The sequence below is a fragment of the Hymenobacter aquaticus genome (assembly GCF_004765605.1).
Lineage (GTDB): Bacteria > Bacteroidota > Bacteroidia > Cytophagales > Hymenobacteraceae > Hymenobacter > Hymenobacter aquaticus.
Map to the genome: position 1 here is coordinate 1,969,686 of NZ_SRLC01000001.1, position 15,287 is coordinate 1,984,972.

Annotated in this window: 11 protein-coding genes; 6 read left to right on the forward strand and 5 right to left on the reverse strand. The window is 64.5% G+C overall.

Going from position 1 to position 15,287, the window contains the following annotated elements; translation table 11 throughout:
* Positions 1–33: 33 nt before the first annotated feature.
* Positions 34–1,347 (reverse strand): leucine-rich repeat-containing protein kinase family protein, encoded by a 1,314-nt coding sequence (locus tag E5K00_RS08100; RefSeq protein WP_135462727.1) that lies wholly within the window; start codon positions 1,345–1,347, stop codon positions 34–36.
* Positions 1,348–1,574: 227 nt separating this feature from the next.
* Between E5K00_RS08100 and E5K00_RS08105 the strand changes: the two genes are divergently transcribed.
* Positions 1,575–3,800, forward strand: coding sequence for a M3 family metallopeptidase (locus E5K00_RS08105; RefSeq protein WP_135462728.1), 2,226 nt, complete (start codon positions 1,575–1,577; stop codon positions 3,798–3,800).
* Between the two features lie 150 nt (positions 3,801–3,950).
* On the opposite strand, the gene E5K00_RS08110 is transcribed toward E5K00_RS08105, so the two are convergent.
* The 4 genes from E5K00_RS08110 to E5K00_RS08125 form a co-directional block, all read right to left on the reverse strand.
* A complete protein-coding gene (locus E5K00_RS08110) occupies positions 3,951–4,619 on the reverse strand; it encodes a response regulator transcription factor (protein ID WP_135462729.1) in 669 nt (222 codons plus the stop codon).
* 159 nt (positions 4,620–4,778) lie between these two features.
* The gene (locus tag E5K00_RS08115) at positions 4,779–5,570 is read right to left on the reverse strand and encodes a sensor histidine kinase (RefSeq protein WP_135462730.1); all 792 of its coding nucleotides are present in this window, start codon (positions 5,568–5,570) and stop codon (positions 4,779–4,781) included.
* Positions 5,549–6,196, reverse strand: a complete 648-nt coding sequence (locus E5K00_RS08120; protein WP_135462731.1) for a hypothetical protein — start codon at positions 6,194–6,196, stop codon at positions 5,549–5,551. Before E5K00_RS08120 ends, E5K00_RS08115 begins: the two co-directional genes overlap by 22 nt.
* 43 nt (positions 6,197–6,239) lie before the next feature.
* Complete coding sequence (locus tag E5K00_RS08125; protein WP_135462732.1) at positions 6,240–6,977, reverse strand: hypothetical protein; 738 nt, start codon at positions 6,975–6,977, stop codon at positions 6,240–6,242.
* A 373-nt stretch (positions 6,978–7,350) separates the two neighbouring features.
* Here E5K00_RS08125 and E5K00_RS08130 point away from each other — a divergent pair, with 373 nt between their 5' ends.
* From E5K00_RS08130 to E5K00_RS08150, 5 genes are all read left to right on the forward strand, one after another.
* Positions 7,351–9,219 (forward strand): hypothetical protein, encoded by a 1,869-nt coding sequence (locus E5K00_RS08130; RefSeq protein WP_135462733.1) that lies wholly within the window; start codon positions 7,351–7,353, stop codon positions 9,217–9,219.
* Positions 9,220–9,369: 150 nt separating this feature from the next.
* Positions 9,370–12,777, forward strand: coding sequence for a DEAD/DEAH box helicase (locus E5K00_RS08135; RefSeq protein WP_135462734.1), 3,408 nt, complete (start codon positions 9,370–9,372; stop codon positions 12,775–12,777).
* Between the two features lie 138 nt (positions 12,778–12,915).
* Entirely contained in the window at positions 12,916–13,662 is a 747-nt protein-coding gene (locus E5K00_RS08140; protein ID WP_135462735.1) for a dioxygenase family protein, read from the forward strand.
* A 234-nt stretch (positions 13,663–13,896) separates the two neighbouring features.
* On the forward strand, positions 13,897–14,406 hold the full coding sequence (locus E5K00_RS08145; protein ID WP_135462736.1) for a hypothetical protein: 510 nt from the start codon (positions 13,897–13,899) through the stop codon (positions 14,404–14,406).
* A gap of 1 nt (position 14,407) precedes the next feature.
* Positions 14,408–15,094 (forward strand): pirin family protein, encoded by a 687-nt coding sequence (locus tag E5K00_RS08150; protein ID WP_135462737.1) that lies wholly within the window; start codon positions 14,408–14,410, stop codon positions 15,092–15,094.
* The last annotated feature ends 193 nt before the right edge of the window (positions 15,095–15,287 follow it).

The window sequence follows — 15,287 nt, forward strand, 5'->3', positions numbered from 1 at the left end:
GCTGGCTGCCCGGTGGCCGCGCCGGCCTGGCCCTTAAGCGGCCGCCAACGCCGCCATGATTTCGCCAAATTGAGGCCGTTCGCCCACCGGCCGCCCGCAGCGCCGTTGCAGCTCCCACAGCGCCCGGGTTTCTTCGGGGGCGGCCGCGCAGTACGTCAGCAGCTCTTCCAGCAGGCAGCCGAAGGCCCGCACTTCCAGCTGTTGCAGTGCCCGGGCAAGGGCCGCGGCGGCGGGGTCGAAGAAGCTGGCGGCCCCGAAGTCGCTGAGCAGGGCCGCGCCGGTGGGCGTGGTCAGGATGTTGTGGGCGTACAAGTCGCCGTGCAGGATGCCGCGCCGGTGCAGGTGCTCGGCCGCCGAGGCAATGCCGCGCGCGATGCGCAGCACCGCTTCCAGACTAAACCGGGTGCCGGGGGCGTACACGTCGCGGGTGCAGGTGTCGAAGCTGGGCGGCCCGGCCAGAATCCGGAAATCGGGCGGGATGAGCGCCAGCACCAGGGCTTCGGCCCCGGCCGGGTGCCCGGTTATCTTGCCCTCCACCGTCGTCAGGCTCGGATGCGCGCCGGCGCTGATGCAGGCCACCATTTCGCTGTGGGGCAGTCCGTCGCTGGTGACGGCCCCTTTGAACACTTTCACGGCCACCTCCCGAGGCGGGACACCATCCTCAGGCTGCCAGCGGGCCTGCGAAATCACGCCCGAGGCGCCTTGCCCCAGCTCCCGGCCCAGGCTCAGCTCGGGCCAGGCAATGGGGCGAATGGGGTGCCGGGCTTCGGCGGCGGCTTCGGCGGCGGCACTGAACGGGTTGCCGGCGTAGGCCAGCCACGTCAGGCGGGGCAACGCCAGCAGCCAGGCCGGCAGCTCGGCGAGGCGGTTGGCGGCCAGGCGCAGCAGCTCCAGGCTGGTGCAGTGGCGCAGGGTTTCGGGCAGGGCCGTGAGCTGGTTGCCGGCCAGCATCAGCTTTTGCAGCTGCCGACACTCCCCGATTTCGGCGGGCAGCTCTTGCAGCTGGTTGTCGGTCAGAATCAGCCAGCGCAGCTGCGGGGGCAGCGCGGCCCCCGGCAGCGTCCGGATCTGGTTGGCCTTGAAGCCCACCATGCGCAGCTGCCGGCACTGACCCAGCACGGCGGGCACCTCGGTAAAGCGGTTATCGGAGCAGAACAGGATGCGCAGCTTGCTGAGCCGGGGCAAATCGGCGGGCAGGGCCGCGAGCTGGTTGCCAGTCAGGTTCAGGACTTCCAGCGTGTCGGCCAGGGTGAAAATCTCGCGGGGAAATTCGGTGAGGCCGCAGGAAAGGTCGAGGCGGGTGGCGCCGGCCAACGCGCCGCTGCGCAGCTGTTCGAGGGTGTGCATGCGGGCAAAGGTCGGCAAGGAGGAGCAGAACCCCACCCCTCCCCAACCCCTCCCCTCTGGGAGAGGGGCTTATGTTAGCTCTACAATGGCTGCAACGATGTCATTGCCAAAGTAAAATAAGCCCCTCTCCCGGAGGGGAGGGGTTGGGGAGGGGTGCCCGCGCAACCCTCCCCAACTTTCCGTGTTATCTTCCGAAGTACATTCCTCACCCGACCGGCCTTTTGCCCATGCCCAAACTCTCTGCTTCCGGTAAGTTTTTACTGGCCAATTCCTTTCTAACTCTCAGCCTGGCTGCTTTTGTGAATCCTACTTCCAGCGTTGCCCAAACTCCGGCCACCGCATCGGCGGCGGCGACTAACCCGCTGCTGATGGCCTGGCAGGGCCCCTACGGCGGCGTGCCGCCCTTCGATAAGGTGCAGGCCAACCAGTTCAAGCCGGCCCTCGAAGCCGGCATGGCCCAGAACCTGGCCGAAATCCAGGCTATTGCCACCAGCAAGGAGGCGCCGACCTTCGACAACACCATTGCCGCCCTGGAGCGGGCCGGCCAGCGCCTCGACGAGGTGCAGACCATCTACGGCATCTGGTCGGGCACGCTGAGCACGCCCGACATCCAGGCCATTCAGCGGGAAATGGCCCCGCGCATGGCCGCTTTCGGCGACCAGATCAACCAGAACGAAGCCCTGTTCAAGCGCATTGAGGCGGTGTACAACTCGCCCGAGAAGAAAAAGCTGACGCCCGAGCAGCAGCGCCTCACCTGGATTTACTACAACAACTTCGTGCGCTCCGGGGCCAAGCTCGACGCCCCGGCCAAGGCCCGGCTGTCGGCCATCAACCAGCAGCTGGCGGGCCTGTTCACACGCTTCAGCCAGAACGTGCTGGCCGACGAAACCGACTCGGTGCTGGTGCTCAAAACGCCCGCCGACCTGGGTGGCCTCTCCGCCTCATTGCAGGCCGATGCTGCCGCGGCTGCCACCAGCCGCAAGATTGCCGGGGCCGCCGGGGTCATCACCAACACCCGCTCCAGCGTGGAGCCCTTCCTGACCTACTCCGACCAGCGCAAGCTGCGCGAGAAGGCCTGGCGCATGTTCTACAACCGCGGCGACAACGGCGGGGCCCACGACAACAACGCCATTATCAGCGAGATTCTGCAGCTGCGGGCCGAGCGGGCCAAGCTGCTGGGCTACAAAACCCACGCCCACTGGCGCCTCGACAACACGATGGCCAAAACGCCCGAGGCGGCTATGGCCCTGATGGAGCAGGTCTGGACGCCGGCCGTGGCCCGGGTGAAGGAGGAAGTGGCCGACATGCAGGCTCTGGCCCGCAAGGAAGGCGCCGGCGCCACCTTCACCATTGAGCCCTGGGACTACCGCTACTACGCCGAGAAGGTGCGCAAGCAGCGCTACGACCTCGACCAGAACGAGGTGAAGCAGTACCTGCAGCTGGATAAGATGCGGGAAGGCATGTTCTGGGTGGCCGGCGAGCTGTTTAACTTCTCGTTCGCGCCCGTGACCAACGTGCCCGTCTACCACCCCGACGTGAAGGTGTGGGAAATCAAGGACAAGACTTCGGGCAAGCACGTGGGCCTGTGGTATTTCGACCCCTACGCCCGGCCCGGCAAACGCTCGGGGGCCTGGATGAACGCCTACCGCAACCAGGAGCGCATGAACGGCGAGGTGACGACCATCGTGTCGAACAACTCCAACTTCGTGAAGGGCAAGGACGGGGAGCCCACCCTCATTTCCTGGACCGACGCCACCACCCTGTTCCACGAGTTTGGCCACGCCCTGCACGGGCTGTCGTCGAACGTGACCTACCCCACCCTTTCGGGCACCAGCGTGGTGCGCGACTACGTGGAGTTCCCGTCGCAGCTGCTCGAAAACTGGCTGCCCACGCCCCAGGTGCTCAACCGCTTTGCCCTGCACTACCAGACCGGCAAGCCGATTCCGCAGGCGCTGGTCGACCGGATTGAGAAGGCCTCGACCTTCAACCAGGGCTTCGAAACCACCGAGTTCCTGGCCAGCGCCCTGATTGACATGAAGCTGCACCTGGCCGGCTCGCAGAAGATTGACGCCGACAAGTTTGAGCGCGAAACCCTGGCCCAAATGGGCATGCCCCGCGAAATCGTGATGCGCCACCGCACCCCGCAGTTTTCGCACGTATTTTCCTCGGATGGCTACTCGGCCGGCTACTACAGCTACCTGTGGTCGGTGGTGCTGGCTTCGGATGCCTACTCGGCCTTTACCGAAGCCGGCGGCCCCTACGACAAAGCCGTGGGCCAGCGCCTGACCCAGAACGTCTTCTCCGTGGGCAACACCATCGACCCGGCCGACGGTTACCGCAAGTTCCGGGGCCGCGACCCGAAAATCGACGCCCTGATGAAGGAGCGCGGCTTCCCGCTGAAAACGGCGGCCAAACCGGCGCCCGCGAAAAAGGCACCGGCCAAGAAAAGCTAAGCTTTTCGGCTAAACGGCCCAATAGAACGTCATTCCGAGCGCAGTCGAGGAATCTCACGTGGCATCATTTGATTCGTAATCAGATGCCAGCACGCGAGATTCCTCGGCAAGCTCGGAATGACGTTTTGATTTATACTCGGTTCGACTTGCTTACTCCGGCAGCAGGCCGTGCTGGGCGGCGTAGACGACCAGTCCGGCCGAGTTGGGGGCACCGGTTTTTTCCAGCAGGTTCTGGCGGTGGCCTTCCACGGTGCGCCGGCTCAGAAACAGCTCGTCGGCAATTTCGGCGGCCTTGCGGCCCTGGCAGATGCGGTGCAGCACTTCCAGCTCCCGGGGCGTGAGCTGCACGAGGAGGGGCAGCGTGGTGGGCTGCTGCCGGGTGGGCTGCTGCACGGCCCGCATCAGGGCCCGCGAAATGCTGGGCGTGAAGTGGTGGCCCGTCAGCAGCACGGCTTCGAGGGCCTCGCGCAGCAGCTCCTGGTCGGAGTCTTTGGGCAGGTAGCTGCGCACGCCGAGCTTCATCATCTGGGTGATAAACTTATCGGCCGAAAACATCGACAGCACAATGATTTTCAGGTCGGGAAACTCGGCCAGCAGCAGGCGGGTGGCCTCGGCCCCGTCTACTTCCGGCATCTGCAGATCCAGCAGCAGCACGTCGGGCAGGCGCTGCCGGCACTGGGCGAGCAGCTCGGCAAACGTGGCCGCCTCCACCACGGTTTCCACGTAGGGCAACGACTGCAGAATGTAGCGCAGCCCCTGACGGAACAGGGCGTGGTCGTCGAGCAACGCAACGTGAACCGGACCCGGAATAGCAGCCATAGCACCTGAATAGTTGATAGGAAAAATAGATACCCCGGCACGCCGGGCCAAGTACAATACTAGCACAACAATTCGGCACTAGCTAGAGCCCGCGCCCAGAACCATCCGCCGCCGGATCCGGGGCCTTAGCGTTCCGCTTGCCGAAGGCGCCCCACCGGTTTATCCGGGGCGGGTTTCCAGTTCAACAACCATGCGCGTGCCCTGCCCGGCGGCCCCCGCTTCCTGCCGCAGGCGGCCTTGCAGCATCTGCACGCGCACCTCGATGCTGCGCAGGCCGGCCCCGCGGCCGGGCGCGGGGCCAAACCCGCAGCCGTTGTCTTCCACGACCAGCGCCAGGCGGGGCCCCTGCTGCCGCAGCTGCACCACGAGGCGGGTGGCGCCGCGGGCGTGCTTCAGGGCGTTGTGCACCAGCTCCTGCCCGATGCGGTACAGGGCCAACTCCTGGGCCAGGGTCAGGGACTGCGGGTAGTCCGTTTCCAGCACCACGGACAGCTGCCCGGTTTCGTTGCTCACGTCCACGAGGTGCTGCAGGGCCTCGGCCAGGCCAAAGCGGGCCAGCACGGCCGGATACAGGCTGTGCGACACGCTGCGGACTTCCTGCACGGCCGTGGTCATGATTTCGCGGATGAGCTTGAGCAGGGCCTGGGCGTCGTCGGTGGCGGGCAGGCCTTCCAGCCGGTTGAGCAGCAGCTTGGCCGTGGACACGGTGGAGCCGATGCCGTCGTGCAGGTCGCGCCCGATTCGCTCCCGCTCCCCCTCCTGCGCCTCAATAATGGCCGTGAGCAGCCGCTGCTGGTGCTCGGCCTCGGCCAGGCGCAGGCGCAGTTGCTGGTGCAGCAGCCGCTTCTGGTACGTCACCAGAAACACCACCAGGCTGCCGGCGGCCAGCAGCATAAAAGCAATACCGCTGAAGAGCAACTGGGCAAAGGCTACTTCCGGGGGCGCAGCCATAACGCGTAGCTAAAGCAGCCGTGCAGCACCAGGTACAGCAAGGAGTGCACGGCCCAGATGTTGTGGTTCAGCTGCTGCGAATACTGCAGCAAATAGTTGCTGAACAGGGCAATCTGCAAATAGCCCAGAAAGTAGATAAACAGGCCCGTTGACACCCAGAACATAGGCTCCCGGGTGGGGTGCAGCACCCGTAGCTCGTTGAGCAGCTTGCGGAAGTAGAGGCCCACGAAGCCCAGCACCAGCACGGCCTGCAACACCTGCTGGCCCGGCCGAAACCGCGTCAGGTTCTCGGCCCACAGCGTATCGGCCAGGGCGTAGAGCGTGAAGCCGCCCACCACCCACGGCACCAGGCGGGCAAACGGGCGCGACTGTAGCGCGTGCCGGTATACCAACCCCAGCAGGAAGGTTTCGCCCACCATGTAGATGGGCATCAGAAACAGGTTGTTGCGGTGCAGGGTCAGCAGCACGAGCCCCAGAATTTCGATGGGCAGCACAAACCACTCCAGCCGGGCCAGGTAGCGCAGGCTGGGGGGCAAGTGCCGAAAGCGCACTACGCCCATGATGCCCGCCACCAGGACGGGCACCAGCGTCAGCCGCATAAGAAGTTGCTGCAACGTGAAGGGCATAGGCGTAGGCAGGCAGAAGGAAAGGCCGGGGCGGGCACCCGGCTCAGGTGCCGGGCGGGCAGGGCGTCGACAGGTCGAAAAAGGCCGATTTCGAGCCGATAGAGGCCATTAGCTGCATGGGTATGGCCTGCTCGGCCACGGGCTGGGGCAACGACAGGCGCAGCACTAGTCCGAAGGTATACTGCAGGGCCGAGTTGCCGCTGGTCACGGCCGGATAATAGCCGTGCAAACCCAGGTCGACGCGAATATCCATGCCCGTCATATCCTGCGCCTCGTAGAGCGGCTGCATGAAGTCAGCGGCTTTAAAGCTGTAGCCTTCCAGGGTGCCGTAGCTGGTGGCAAACATTTCGGTTTTCAGGTTGGGCGGCGGCACCTGCGCCCAGGCCGTGGTCCAGGCTTGCACCAGGGCGTAGGGCGTCTGGTCGACGCCGGTAAACGAGTGGGCCACCTCCCCCGTCACGGGCATGGTCCACCAGGAGTAGGCCGGGAAATAGGCCGATAGGCGGACGTGGTTGATGTCGGTGGCGTAGAGCCCGATGGAAAACTGGCCGTTGATTACCATAAACCGGGCCTCGATGTAATAGGCGCGCACCGTGGAGAGCAAAGCCATAATGGTTTCCATCGGGAAGCTGACGGCCGTCAGGGGGCTGCCGCCGACTTCGAACATCTGGTACCAGGTAGCCGTGGGCTGCTCAATGGTTTGAATCCAGGCGAGCGTGGCGGTGCGAAAGTCATCCGGCGTCAGCAGAGGTGGCAGCAGGGGTAGAATCTTATCAGCCATGCGCAAAAATCAGGAGGTGGAACAAAGTCCGAATAGGAATATTTCGGGTGCCCAAAATACCGCATTCGGCTTGATCTGACGGGCGGTAGAAATACGGGAAACCCAAAATCAGGTATTTCTACCTGCCTGCCGCCCCATCGGCCCGACTTCGGGCCCGAATCAGGTAGAAATACCTGATCTGGTCAATCAGGTATTTTTTCGCACAAACACCTTGCAGCCAGACACTTCCTTTGCCCCATCCTCCTGTCCTGCCCCGGCGGCAGACGTTGCTTCTCCGTCTCTCTCTTCCTCCCTGAAGGCCTAGACCTAAGTCCGGCCGCGCCTGCTGCAACGCGCCCTTTTTCCATCTTTTCAACCCTTTTCCTCTTTTCCGATGCCATTTCCAACCAAATCCGAAGGAAAATTTGAACTGCAGTTCAAAACCGAAAAAAGCTTTGCGGTCTTTGGCAAGCAGTATGCGCGCTGCTACGCCAATCTCGACGTGAAAGGCAACCTGACGGCCCCGGACCCCACCGGCCAGCTGACCTACACGGTGGGCTTCAAGCTGGAGTGCGGCTGCCAGAGCGTGCTGGGCGAGTTCAAGAAAGCCTACGACAAAACCTTCCCCTCCCCGGCGGCGGATGGCGCAACGCAGCAGGCCGAGCAGGTGCAGGACCACGACTGGACCGGCCAGGTGCTGGTTTGCCTCGTCGTGCCCTCGACCTCGGCCACCCCGCGCCCGGCCCGGGGCTTTACCCACCGGATTCCGCAGGCCCAGGCCACCGGCGGCACCACCACGCTGGTTTCCGACCTGGCGGGCCAGCCCTGGCTGGAAGGCTACGCGCTGGGCAAGGGCGTAAACGCCGTGACGGGCAGCCTCAGCGCCCAGGCCCTGGCCCCGTTCACGACCACGGCGGCCGTCTCGACCAACTCGACCACCACGTATACCAACATCAGCTCGACCAGCTCGGTGGATCAGCTGATTGACGTGTCGGCCAGCGGCAGCTACAACATGGACGGGGTAACCCTCAGCGGCTCAGCCTCCTACCTGAACCAGATTAAGCAGTCGGAGCTGGACATGACGATTCTGGCCTCCTACCAGGTTGAGTACACCGACTACGACACGATTAACACCACCGGCCTGCAGTTTACGGCCCCGGCCCAGCAGCTGCTTTCGCAAGGAAACTACGCCCAGTTTCGCAGCCTCTACGGCGACTACTACCTTGCTGGCTCCAAGCGCCAGGCCTCGTTTCAGGCCGTTTACACCATCAGCGCCGATTCGGAGGAAACCCTGACCAAGGTGCAGACCGCCCTGGGCGCTTCCGCCCCGGAAATGTTTACGGCCGAGGGCCAGGCCACGTTCAACAGCGCCACCTCGTCCAACAACGTTTCGGTCAATTTTTACCTGAACATGCAGGGCATGCCGGCCAACGCGCCCAACCGCCCCTCCGACCCCATCGGCATCGACACGGTGCAGGAGTACCTGGCCTGGTTTCAGCAATACAACGTGCCGGCCCCGGCCCAGGCCGAAATGATTCACTACAGCCAAATTAACCCCAACATTCCCAACACGCTGCCCATCGACCCCAGCGTCTTCAGCGCCGTCGGCTCGCTGTACTTCAACACGTACCTGCTCCAGATTACGCTCAACTCGCTGCCTGACAGCTGGCAGGGCTCCTACCCCGCGCAAGTCAACGCCCTGGTGTCGGAAGTAATGGCCAACCAAGGCACAATCGTAGACGACCCAACCACGCTGCAAAGCCTGACGACGCAGGTTAACGCGCTCAACAACGAGCTCAACAACATCAACCAGCGCTACATTTTCATCCAGGGCATTGCGGCCCTGCAGTCGTCGGAGCCGGGAGTGGGCAGCAGCCAGTCGCAAACCCAGACTTACGGCTCTATCACGTACAACAACGCGGCCAACGACCCGGCCTTCGTGATTCAATCGACCAGCCAGAACTACGCCGAGGATGGCCACGTGGGGCACCGCAACCACGACTTCGACCTCACGCCGGGCGGGGTCATCGTGCAGTGGCAGCTGCAGCAAGTATGGACGGACGGCACCGACGGCAGCTGGTGGAAAAACAGCCAGAGCAACAACTCCAGCTATATTCTGCTCAACACCAGCGCCAACGTCCACTGCGAGTCGGACTACGACCGGGGCTTTAACAACACCCTGAATGTCTGGTACGTGGACAGCTCCCTGATTCCGGGCCCCATCACTACCGCCGCCACGAGCGTGGCCGTGGAAACCGAGTAGCGGCCCGGCAGTAGCAGTACCTGAAAAGCCCCCGGCAGCGGCCGGGGGCTTTTTTTGCGGGCTGGTTTGGGGCGGGCCCGGCGCGTATCTTCGCGGCCCGGCCCCAGTGCTGAAATACGACCGGCTTTTTTCTCACGCCACTGCCCGCTTATGCCTGCTTTCCCGGAAACACCCTCTGCGCCGGAGCCGGGCCGTCATGACTACGAGCTCAGGGCCACCGTGGCGGAGCTGACCACTGCCGACGTAGAGCGCCTGAGCCCGGTGCGGCCATCCTTCGGCCACCGGGCTCTGGCCGGCATCGAGCCCCTGGCGCTGACGCTGAACGCGGGCACCTTTACCAGCCCCGAGCCCACCCTGGCGGACCGGAGCTTCCCGACCGTGGGCGTGGAGCAGCAGGCCGGCCGCCTGCTCCTGAGCTGCTCGTGCGCCGCCCCGGCCCCGGCCCCGGCCCCGGCCCCGGCCCCGGCCCCGGCCCTGTGCGACCATCAGGCCCTGGTGCTGCTCAGCGTGTTGCAACGCAAGGAGCTGCGGGTGTTTTTTGATGCCGCCCAGCGCCACGAGCTGCTACGCGCCACCGCCCGCGACTACGGCCTGGAGCACGCCGCCGACCTGGATGCGCACTTCGAGCTGACTTACGCCCGGCCCACGGTGCTCGTGGCGCCCCGGCAGGCGGGCCTCTACCCCGTCACGGCGGCTTCCACGCGGGAGCTGGTGGGCCAGCTGCTGCCGCCGGCGCTGCCCGAGGCCGCGGCCGGCACCCAGCGCCTGGTGGTGTTTGGCCGGCACAAGTACTACGGCCACCTCACCGTGCAGCTGGCCGAGGCCCAGCTCACGGCGGCGGGCAAGGTAAAAAACCCCATTGCAGTGCTCAACCCGCTCGACAGCCTGGGCACGAGCGACAACCTGGCCGAGCTGAAGTTCTACACCGGCCTGGCCCGCTTCCAGCACAACTACGACCAGCAGCAGTCGGCCGCCGCTATTCAGGCCTTGCGGGCCATTATCGACAACCCCGGCGGCTTCCCGTTTTTTGCCCATAACGCGGCCGTGTCGGATAAGCTCACGGGGCCGGCCCTCACGCCTCTGCAGCTGCGCTGCGCCCCCAACGACCTGCGCCTACAGGTGCAGCAGCAGGGCGAGTTTTACGAAGTGGCCGGCCACCTGCTGCTCGACGGGCAACCCGCCCAACTGCCCACGGTGGCCTTGCGCTACGACTACTTCGTGGTGCTGCACGGCTGGCTCTACCTGCTGGAAGACGTGAACGTGCTGCGCGTCATCGACTTTTTCAGGAAGCGCAACAACACCCTACTGATTCATAAGAGCAAGTTCGGCGAGTTTCAGCGCGAGGTGCTGGCCAACCTGGAAGACCGGATTCACATCAGCTACTCCTACGTGCGGCCCGCCACCAAGCGGCAGCTGGCCGGCAGCGGCTTCGACCAGGCCCCGGAAAAGCTGCTCTACCTCTCCGACAACGGCCCGAGCGTGGAGCTGCTGCCGGTGATGCGCTACGGCACCCGGGAGGTGTCGGTACTCTCGCGCCGGCAGCTGCTGGCTACCGACGAGCGGGGCCGCCCCTTCGTGCTGGCCCGCGACCCGGAGGCCGAGGGCCAGTTTCTCACGGCGCTGCGGCGGCACTATCCCGAGTTTGGCGAGCAGCTCCAGCAGCCGGCCCTGCACGTGCCCAAGGCGCTGTTTTTGCGGGAAGAGTGGTTTCTGACGGCCTTCGAGGACTGGCAGCAGGAGCAGATTACCATCCTGGGCTTCAACCAGCTCAAGGGCAACACCCTGAACCCGCACCGGGCCCGGATTTCGGTGCGCGTGACGGGCGAAAACAACTGGTTTGATACCCGGCTGAACGTGCGCTTTGGCACCCAGCAAGCCTCCTTGCGGCAGGTGCAGCAGGCCATTCGCAACCGCAGCCACTACGTGCGCCTCGACGACGGCACCCGCGGGATTCTGCCCCGGGAGTGGGTCGAGAAGTTTGCCGAGTACTTTGCCGCCGGCGACGTGGTGGAAGACCGAATCCGGACGCCCAGCGTCAACTTCCGCCTGATTCAGGAGCTCTACGACCCCGCGGCGCTGGACGAGGCCGCCCGCACCCGCCTGGCCACCTACCAGGCCGCCGTGGCCGACTTCAGCGGCATTGCGCCCGTGCCGGTGCCGGCCGGTTTGCAGGCTACGTTGCGCGAGTACCAGCAGCAGGGCCTGAACTGGCTGAATTTCCTGGATACCTTCCATTTCGGCGGCTGCCTGGCCGATGACATGGGCCTGGGCAAAACGGTGCAGGTGCTGGCCTTTATCCTGCACCTGCGCGCCCTGGGCCGCCCGGCGGCCAACCTGGTGGTGGTGCCAACGTCCCTGGTGTTCAACTGGCAGGCCGAGGTGGCGAAGTTTGCGCCCTCCCTGCGGGTGCACGTGCTGCACGGGGCCCTGCGCCGGGCCGAGGCGGCCCAGTTCGATGCCTGCGACATCGTGCTGACGACCTACAACACGCTGGTGTCCGACATCCGGCAGCTGCGCGAGTACCCGTTCAACTACGTGTTTCTGGACGAGGCCCAGGCCATCAAGAACCCGGAGTCGCAGCGCTACAAGGCGGCACGGCTGCTGCAGGCCCGCAACCGCGTGGTGCTGACCGGGACGCCCCTGGAAAACAACACGCTCGACATCTACGGGCTGCTGTCCTTTGCCTGCCCGGGCCTGCTGGGCAGCGCCCGGCACTTCCGCGACCTGTACGCCGGGCCCATCGACAAGTTCAGGGACGCGCGCCGGGCCCGGGAATTGCAGCAGCGCATCAGCCCGTTTGTGCTGCGCCGCACCAAGGCCCAGGTGGCGCGCGAGCTGCCCGACAAAACCGAAATGGTGCTCTACTGCGAAATGGGCGCGGCCCAGCGCCGCGTGTACGACGCCTGCAAAAAGGAGTACCACGACCTGCTGCTGGGCGTGCACGAAGACGCGCCGCGCAAGGAAAGCATGCACATCTTGCAGGGCCTCACCAAGCTGCGCCAGATCTGCGACTCGCCGGCCCTGCTGCCCGACGAGGCCGATTACGGCCGCGAATCGGCCAAGCTGGAGGCCCTGGTGGAGGAAGTACGCACCAAGGCCCCGCAGCACAAAATCCTGATTTTCTCGCAGTTCGTGCGCATGCTGGAGCTGATCCGGCAGGAGCTGCAAACCCACGGCATTCCCTTCACCTACCTCACCGGGCAAACGAAAAACCGCGCCGCCACCGTGGCCCGCTTTCAGCTGGACGACTCGGTGCGCGTGTTTCTGATCAGCCTGAAAGCCGGCGGCACGGGCCTCAACCTGCCCGAGGCCGACTACGTGTACCTGGTGGACCCGTGGTGGAACCCGGCCGTGGAAAACCAGGCCATCGACCGGAGCCACCGCATCGGGCAGGACAAAAAAGTGGTGGCCGTGCGCCTGATTTGTCCCGACACGATTGAGGAGAAAATCATGCAGCTCCAGGAGGCCAAGTGCGAGCTGGCCCACGAGCTGATTCACACCGACGTGGCGCTGATCAAAACCATGAGCCGCGACCAGCTGCTGGACTTATTCAGCTAGCACCCTGACCCGGCGGCGGGAGCCAGAGCGGGATTCGTCGGTGTAAATGGCGGGGTGGTCGATTAGGGGATGCGGCCCGGAAAAGGCTGATGCAAATTCGCTTATCCAATCAGCAACCCCTTCACGACCCCGCACATCATGGAAAGAAAGAACTTCCTCAAGAGCCTGCTGGTAGGCGCGGTTTCGGTGCCCGCCCTGCTCACGGCCTGCAGCAAAGACGACGTGACGCCGGATGCCACCACCTCGGGCTCCGGCACGACGGGCGGCACGGGCGGCACGACGGGCGGCACCGGCACGCCCGGCAACTGCACCGTGGCCCCCACCGAAACCGAAGGCCCCTTCCCGACCAAGGTGCCGGCCTCCTACGTGCGTAGCGACATTACGGACGGCAAAGCGGGCTACAAGATGACGGCCAGCATCACCATTGCCAACAGCAACAACAGCTGCGCGGCCCTGGCCGGTGCCATCGTCGATATCTGGCACTGCGACGCGGACGGCAACTATTCCGAGTACGGCGGCAGCGGCATGCAAAGCACCAACTACCAGAGCGTGCACTTTTTGCGCGGCCGCCAGGTCACCGACGCCAGCGGGCTGGTGCGCTTCACCACCATTTTCCCCGGCTGGTACTCGGGCCGCGCCACCCACATCCACGTGCACGTGTACTCGGCCAGCGGCACCTCGCTGAAAGTCACCCAGATTGCCTTCCCCGAAGGTGCGGGCACGGCCGTAGCGGCCGTCAACGGCTACGCCAAAGGCCTGAGCGGCTACACCGCCAACGCCCAGGACAACGTGTTCAGCGACGGAGTAACCCAGGAGCTGGCCACCGTAACGGGCAACACCACCGACGGCTTCCAGCTGGCCATTGCCCTAAGCGTACCAGCGTAAGTTTTGGAATGTGCTAATGTGGTTTGAATGTGCTCAGGTGCTAATGTGGAAGAATGTGAAAAATGAAAGGCTGTGTCATTGCTTCGCTTTGCTCATAATGACACCTTTCTCACACTCCGCACATTTTCCACATTCTCTACATTCCCCGCATTAGCACCTGAGCACATTCCCCACATTCTCTACATTCCCCGCATTAGCACCTGAGCACATTCCCCACATTAGCACATTAACAAAATGGCTCGTACCATCACGCTGTGTTACCGCAAGCTGATTGACGCCGCCTCGGTTCGGGCCTGGGACAAGCTGGTGTTCGAGGATACGTACGCTGAGTTTCGGCTGCAGGCCCAGAATTTCAACCCCGGGCAGCAGTACCGCTCGTTTGGGCAGCTGCTACAGCACACGCCGGGAGCCGGGCAGCTGCATTTTCTGGTCAGCGCGGCGGCGCGCGGCTACGTGCAGCAGCTGGGCGGCCTGGTGCCCGACGTACTCGACAGTCTGGGGCGGCACTTTCTGAAGTTCAGCCAGTTCCAGTTTGAAATCATCAACTCCGACCTGCTCGATAAGAGCTGGCACCAGGTGGCGGTCAACTTCTTTTCCGAGCCCCTGCTCTGGCACGACACCATCGGTACGGCCCTACTGGTGTCGGAGGCGGCGGCCGAGCCGCCCGCCGGGGCGGCTGTGCCTACCACGCTGTTTCAGCTCCCGCCGTTTCTGAGTATTCATTCCCTGCATTACCCCGCCTAGCATGCTTCAGCAGACTCCCGGCCGCATCTACCTGGCCGACCAGCGCGGCCTGACCGCCACCAGCCGGTTCCGGCGCTACAGCACTTTCAGCTTCGGCAGCTACCAGCAGGAGTTTCGGGAGCCGCTGGGCCGCCTGCAAGCTCTGAACGAGGAAACCCTGGCCGGCGGCCACCGCCTGGAGCTGCGGGCCGAACAGGCCACGCTGGTGCTGGTGCTGCCCATCACCGGGGCCGTGGGCGTGGCCGCACCCGGCGTGGTAGCCACGGCCCAGGTCGAGGAGGTGCTGGTGCTGCACCTGCCGGCCCAGGGCTCCATCAGCTTTACCAACCTCTACGAAACCGAGCTGATCAGCTTTCTGCACATCTGGCTGAGCGCCGAGCCCGCGGCGAGTCCGCCCTTCCTGTTTCCCTTCTCGGAGGCGCAGTTGGAAAACCAGCTGGCGCCCCTGGTGCCGGCCGCCGCTACGCTGGGCTGCTCGCTGCACCTGGGCCGGTTTGGGGGCCGCCGCGAGGCCGTGCATCCGCTCCGCCGGCCCGACTCGTGCTTTTTTGCCTTCGTGCTGGCCGGCGCGTTTGAGGTGCAGGGCCGCCTGCTCCACGAAAAAGACGCCCTGGCCCTCTGGAACACGCCGGAAATCGAGCTGGAAGCCCTCAGCAACGATGCCCTGATCCTGGTGCTGGAGTTCTAGTTGGTTGTTGGTTGTTGTCAGGAAGGCTGTTCAGCGCCTCGCTTGAACGGTCATGTCGAACGCAGTGAGACATCTCGCGTGCAATGGTAATCAGATTACTGTGGCACGCGAGATGTCTCGCCAGGGCTCGACATGACCGTTCTTTTTTGCTGTCTAAACAGCCTCTCCACAAACAAAAAACCACAAACCAACA

What these genes read in the sequence shown, in the direction of transcription:
- E5K00_RS08115 (WP_135462730.1), bottom strand. Translation starts at nt 5,570, where the DNA reads ATGGCTGCGCCCCCGGAAGTAGCCTTTGCCCAGTTGCTCTTCAGCGGT.
- E5K00_RS08140 (WP_135462735.1), top strand. Translation starts at nt 12,916, where the DNA reads ATGGAAAGAAAGAACTTCCTCAAGAGCCTGCTGGTAGGCGCGGTTTCG.
- E5K00_RS08125 (WP_135462732.1), bottom strand. Translation starts at nt 6,977, where the DNA reads ATGGCTGATAAGATTCTACCCCTGCTGCCACCTCTGCTGACGCCGGAT.
- E5K00_RS08120 (WP_135462731.1), bottom strand. Translation starts at nt 6,196, where the DNA reads ATGCCCTTCACGTTGCAGCAACTTCTTATGCGGCTGACGCTGGTGCCC.
- E5K00_RS08145 (WP_135462736.1), top strand. Translation starts at nt 13,897, where the DNA reads ATGGCTCGTACCATCACGCTGTGTTACCGCAAGCTGATTGACGCCGCC.
- E5K00_RS08105 (WP_135462728.1), top strand. Translation starts at nt 1,575, where the DNA reads ATGCCCAAACTCTCTGCTTCCGGTAAGTTTTTACTGGCCAATTCCTTT.
- E5K00_RS08130 (WP_135462733.1), top strand. Translation starts at nt 7,351, where the DNA reads ATGCCATTTCCAACCAAATCCGAAGGAAAATTTGAACTGCAGTTCAAA.
- E5K00_RS08150 (WP_135462737.1), top strand. Translation starts at nt 14,408, where the DNA reads ATGCTTCAGCAGACTCCCGGCCGCATCTACCTGGCCGACCAGCGCGGC.
- E5K00_RS08100 (WP_135462727.1), bottom strand. Translation starts at nt 1,347, where the DNA reads ATGCACACCCTCGAACAGCTGCGCAGCGGCGCGTTGGCCGGCGCCACC.
- E5K00_RS08135 (WP_135462734.1), top strand. Translation starts at nt 9,370, where the DNA reads ATGCCTGCTTTCCCGGAAACACCCTCTGCGCCGGAGCCGGGCCGTCAT.
- E5K00_RS08110 (WP_135462729.1), bottom strand. Translation starts at nt 4,619, where the DNA reads ATGGCTGCTATTCCGGGTCCGGTTCACGTTGCGTTGCTCGACGACCAC.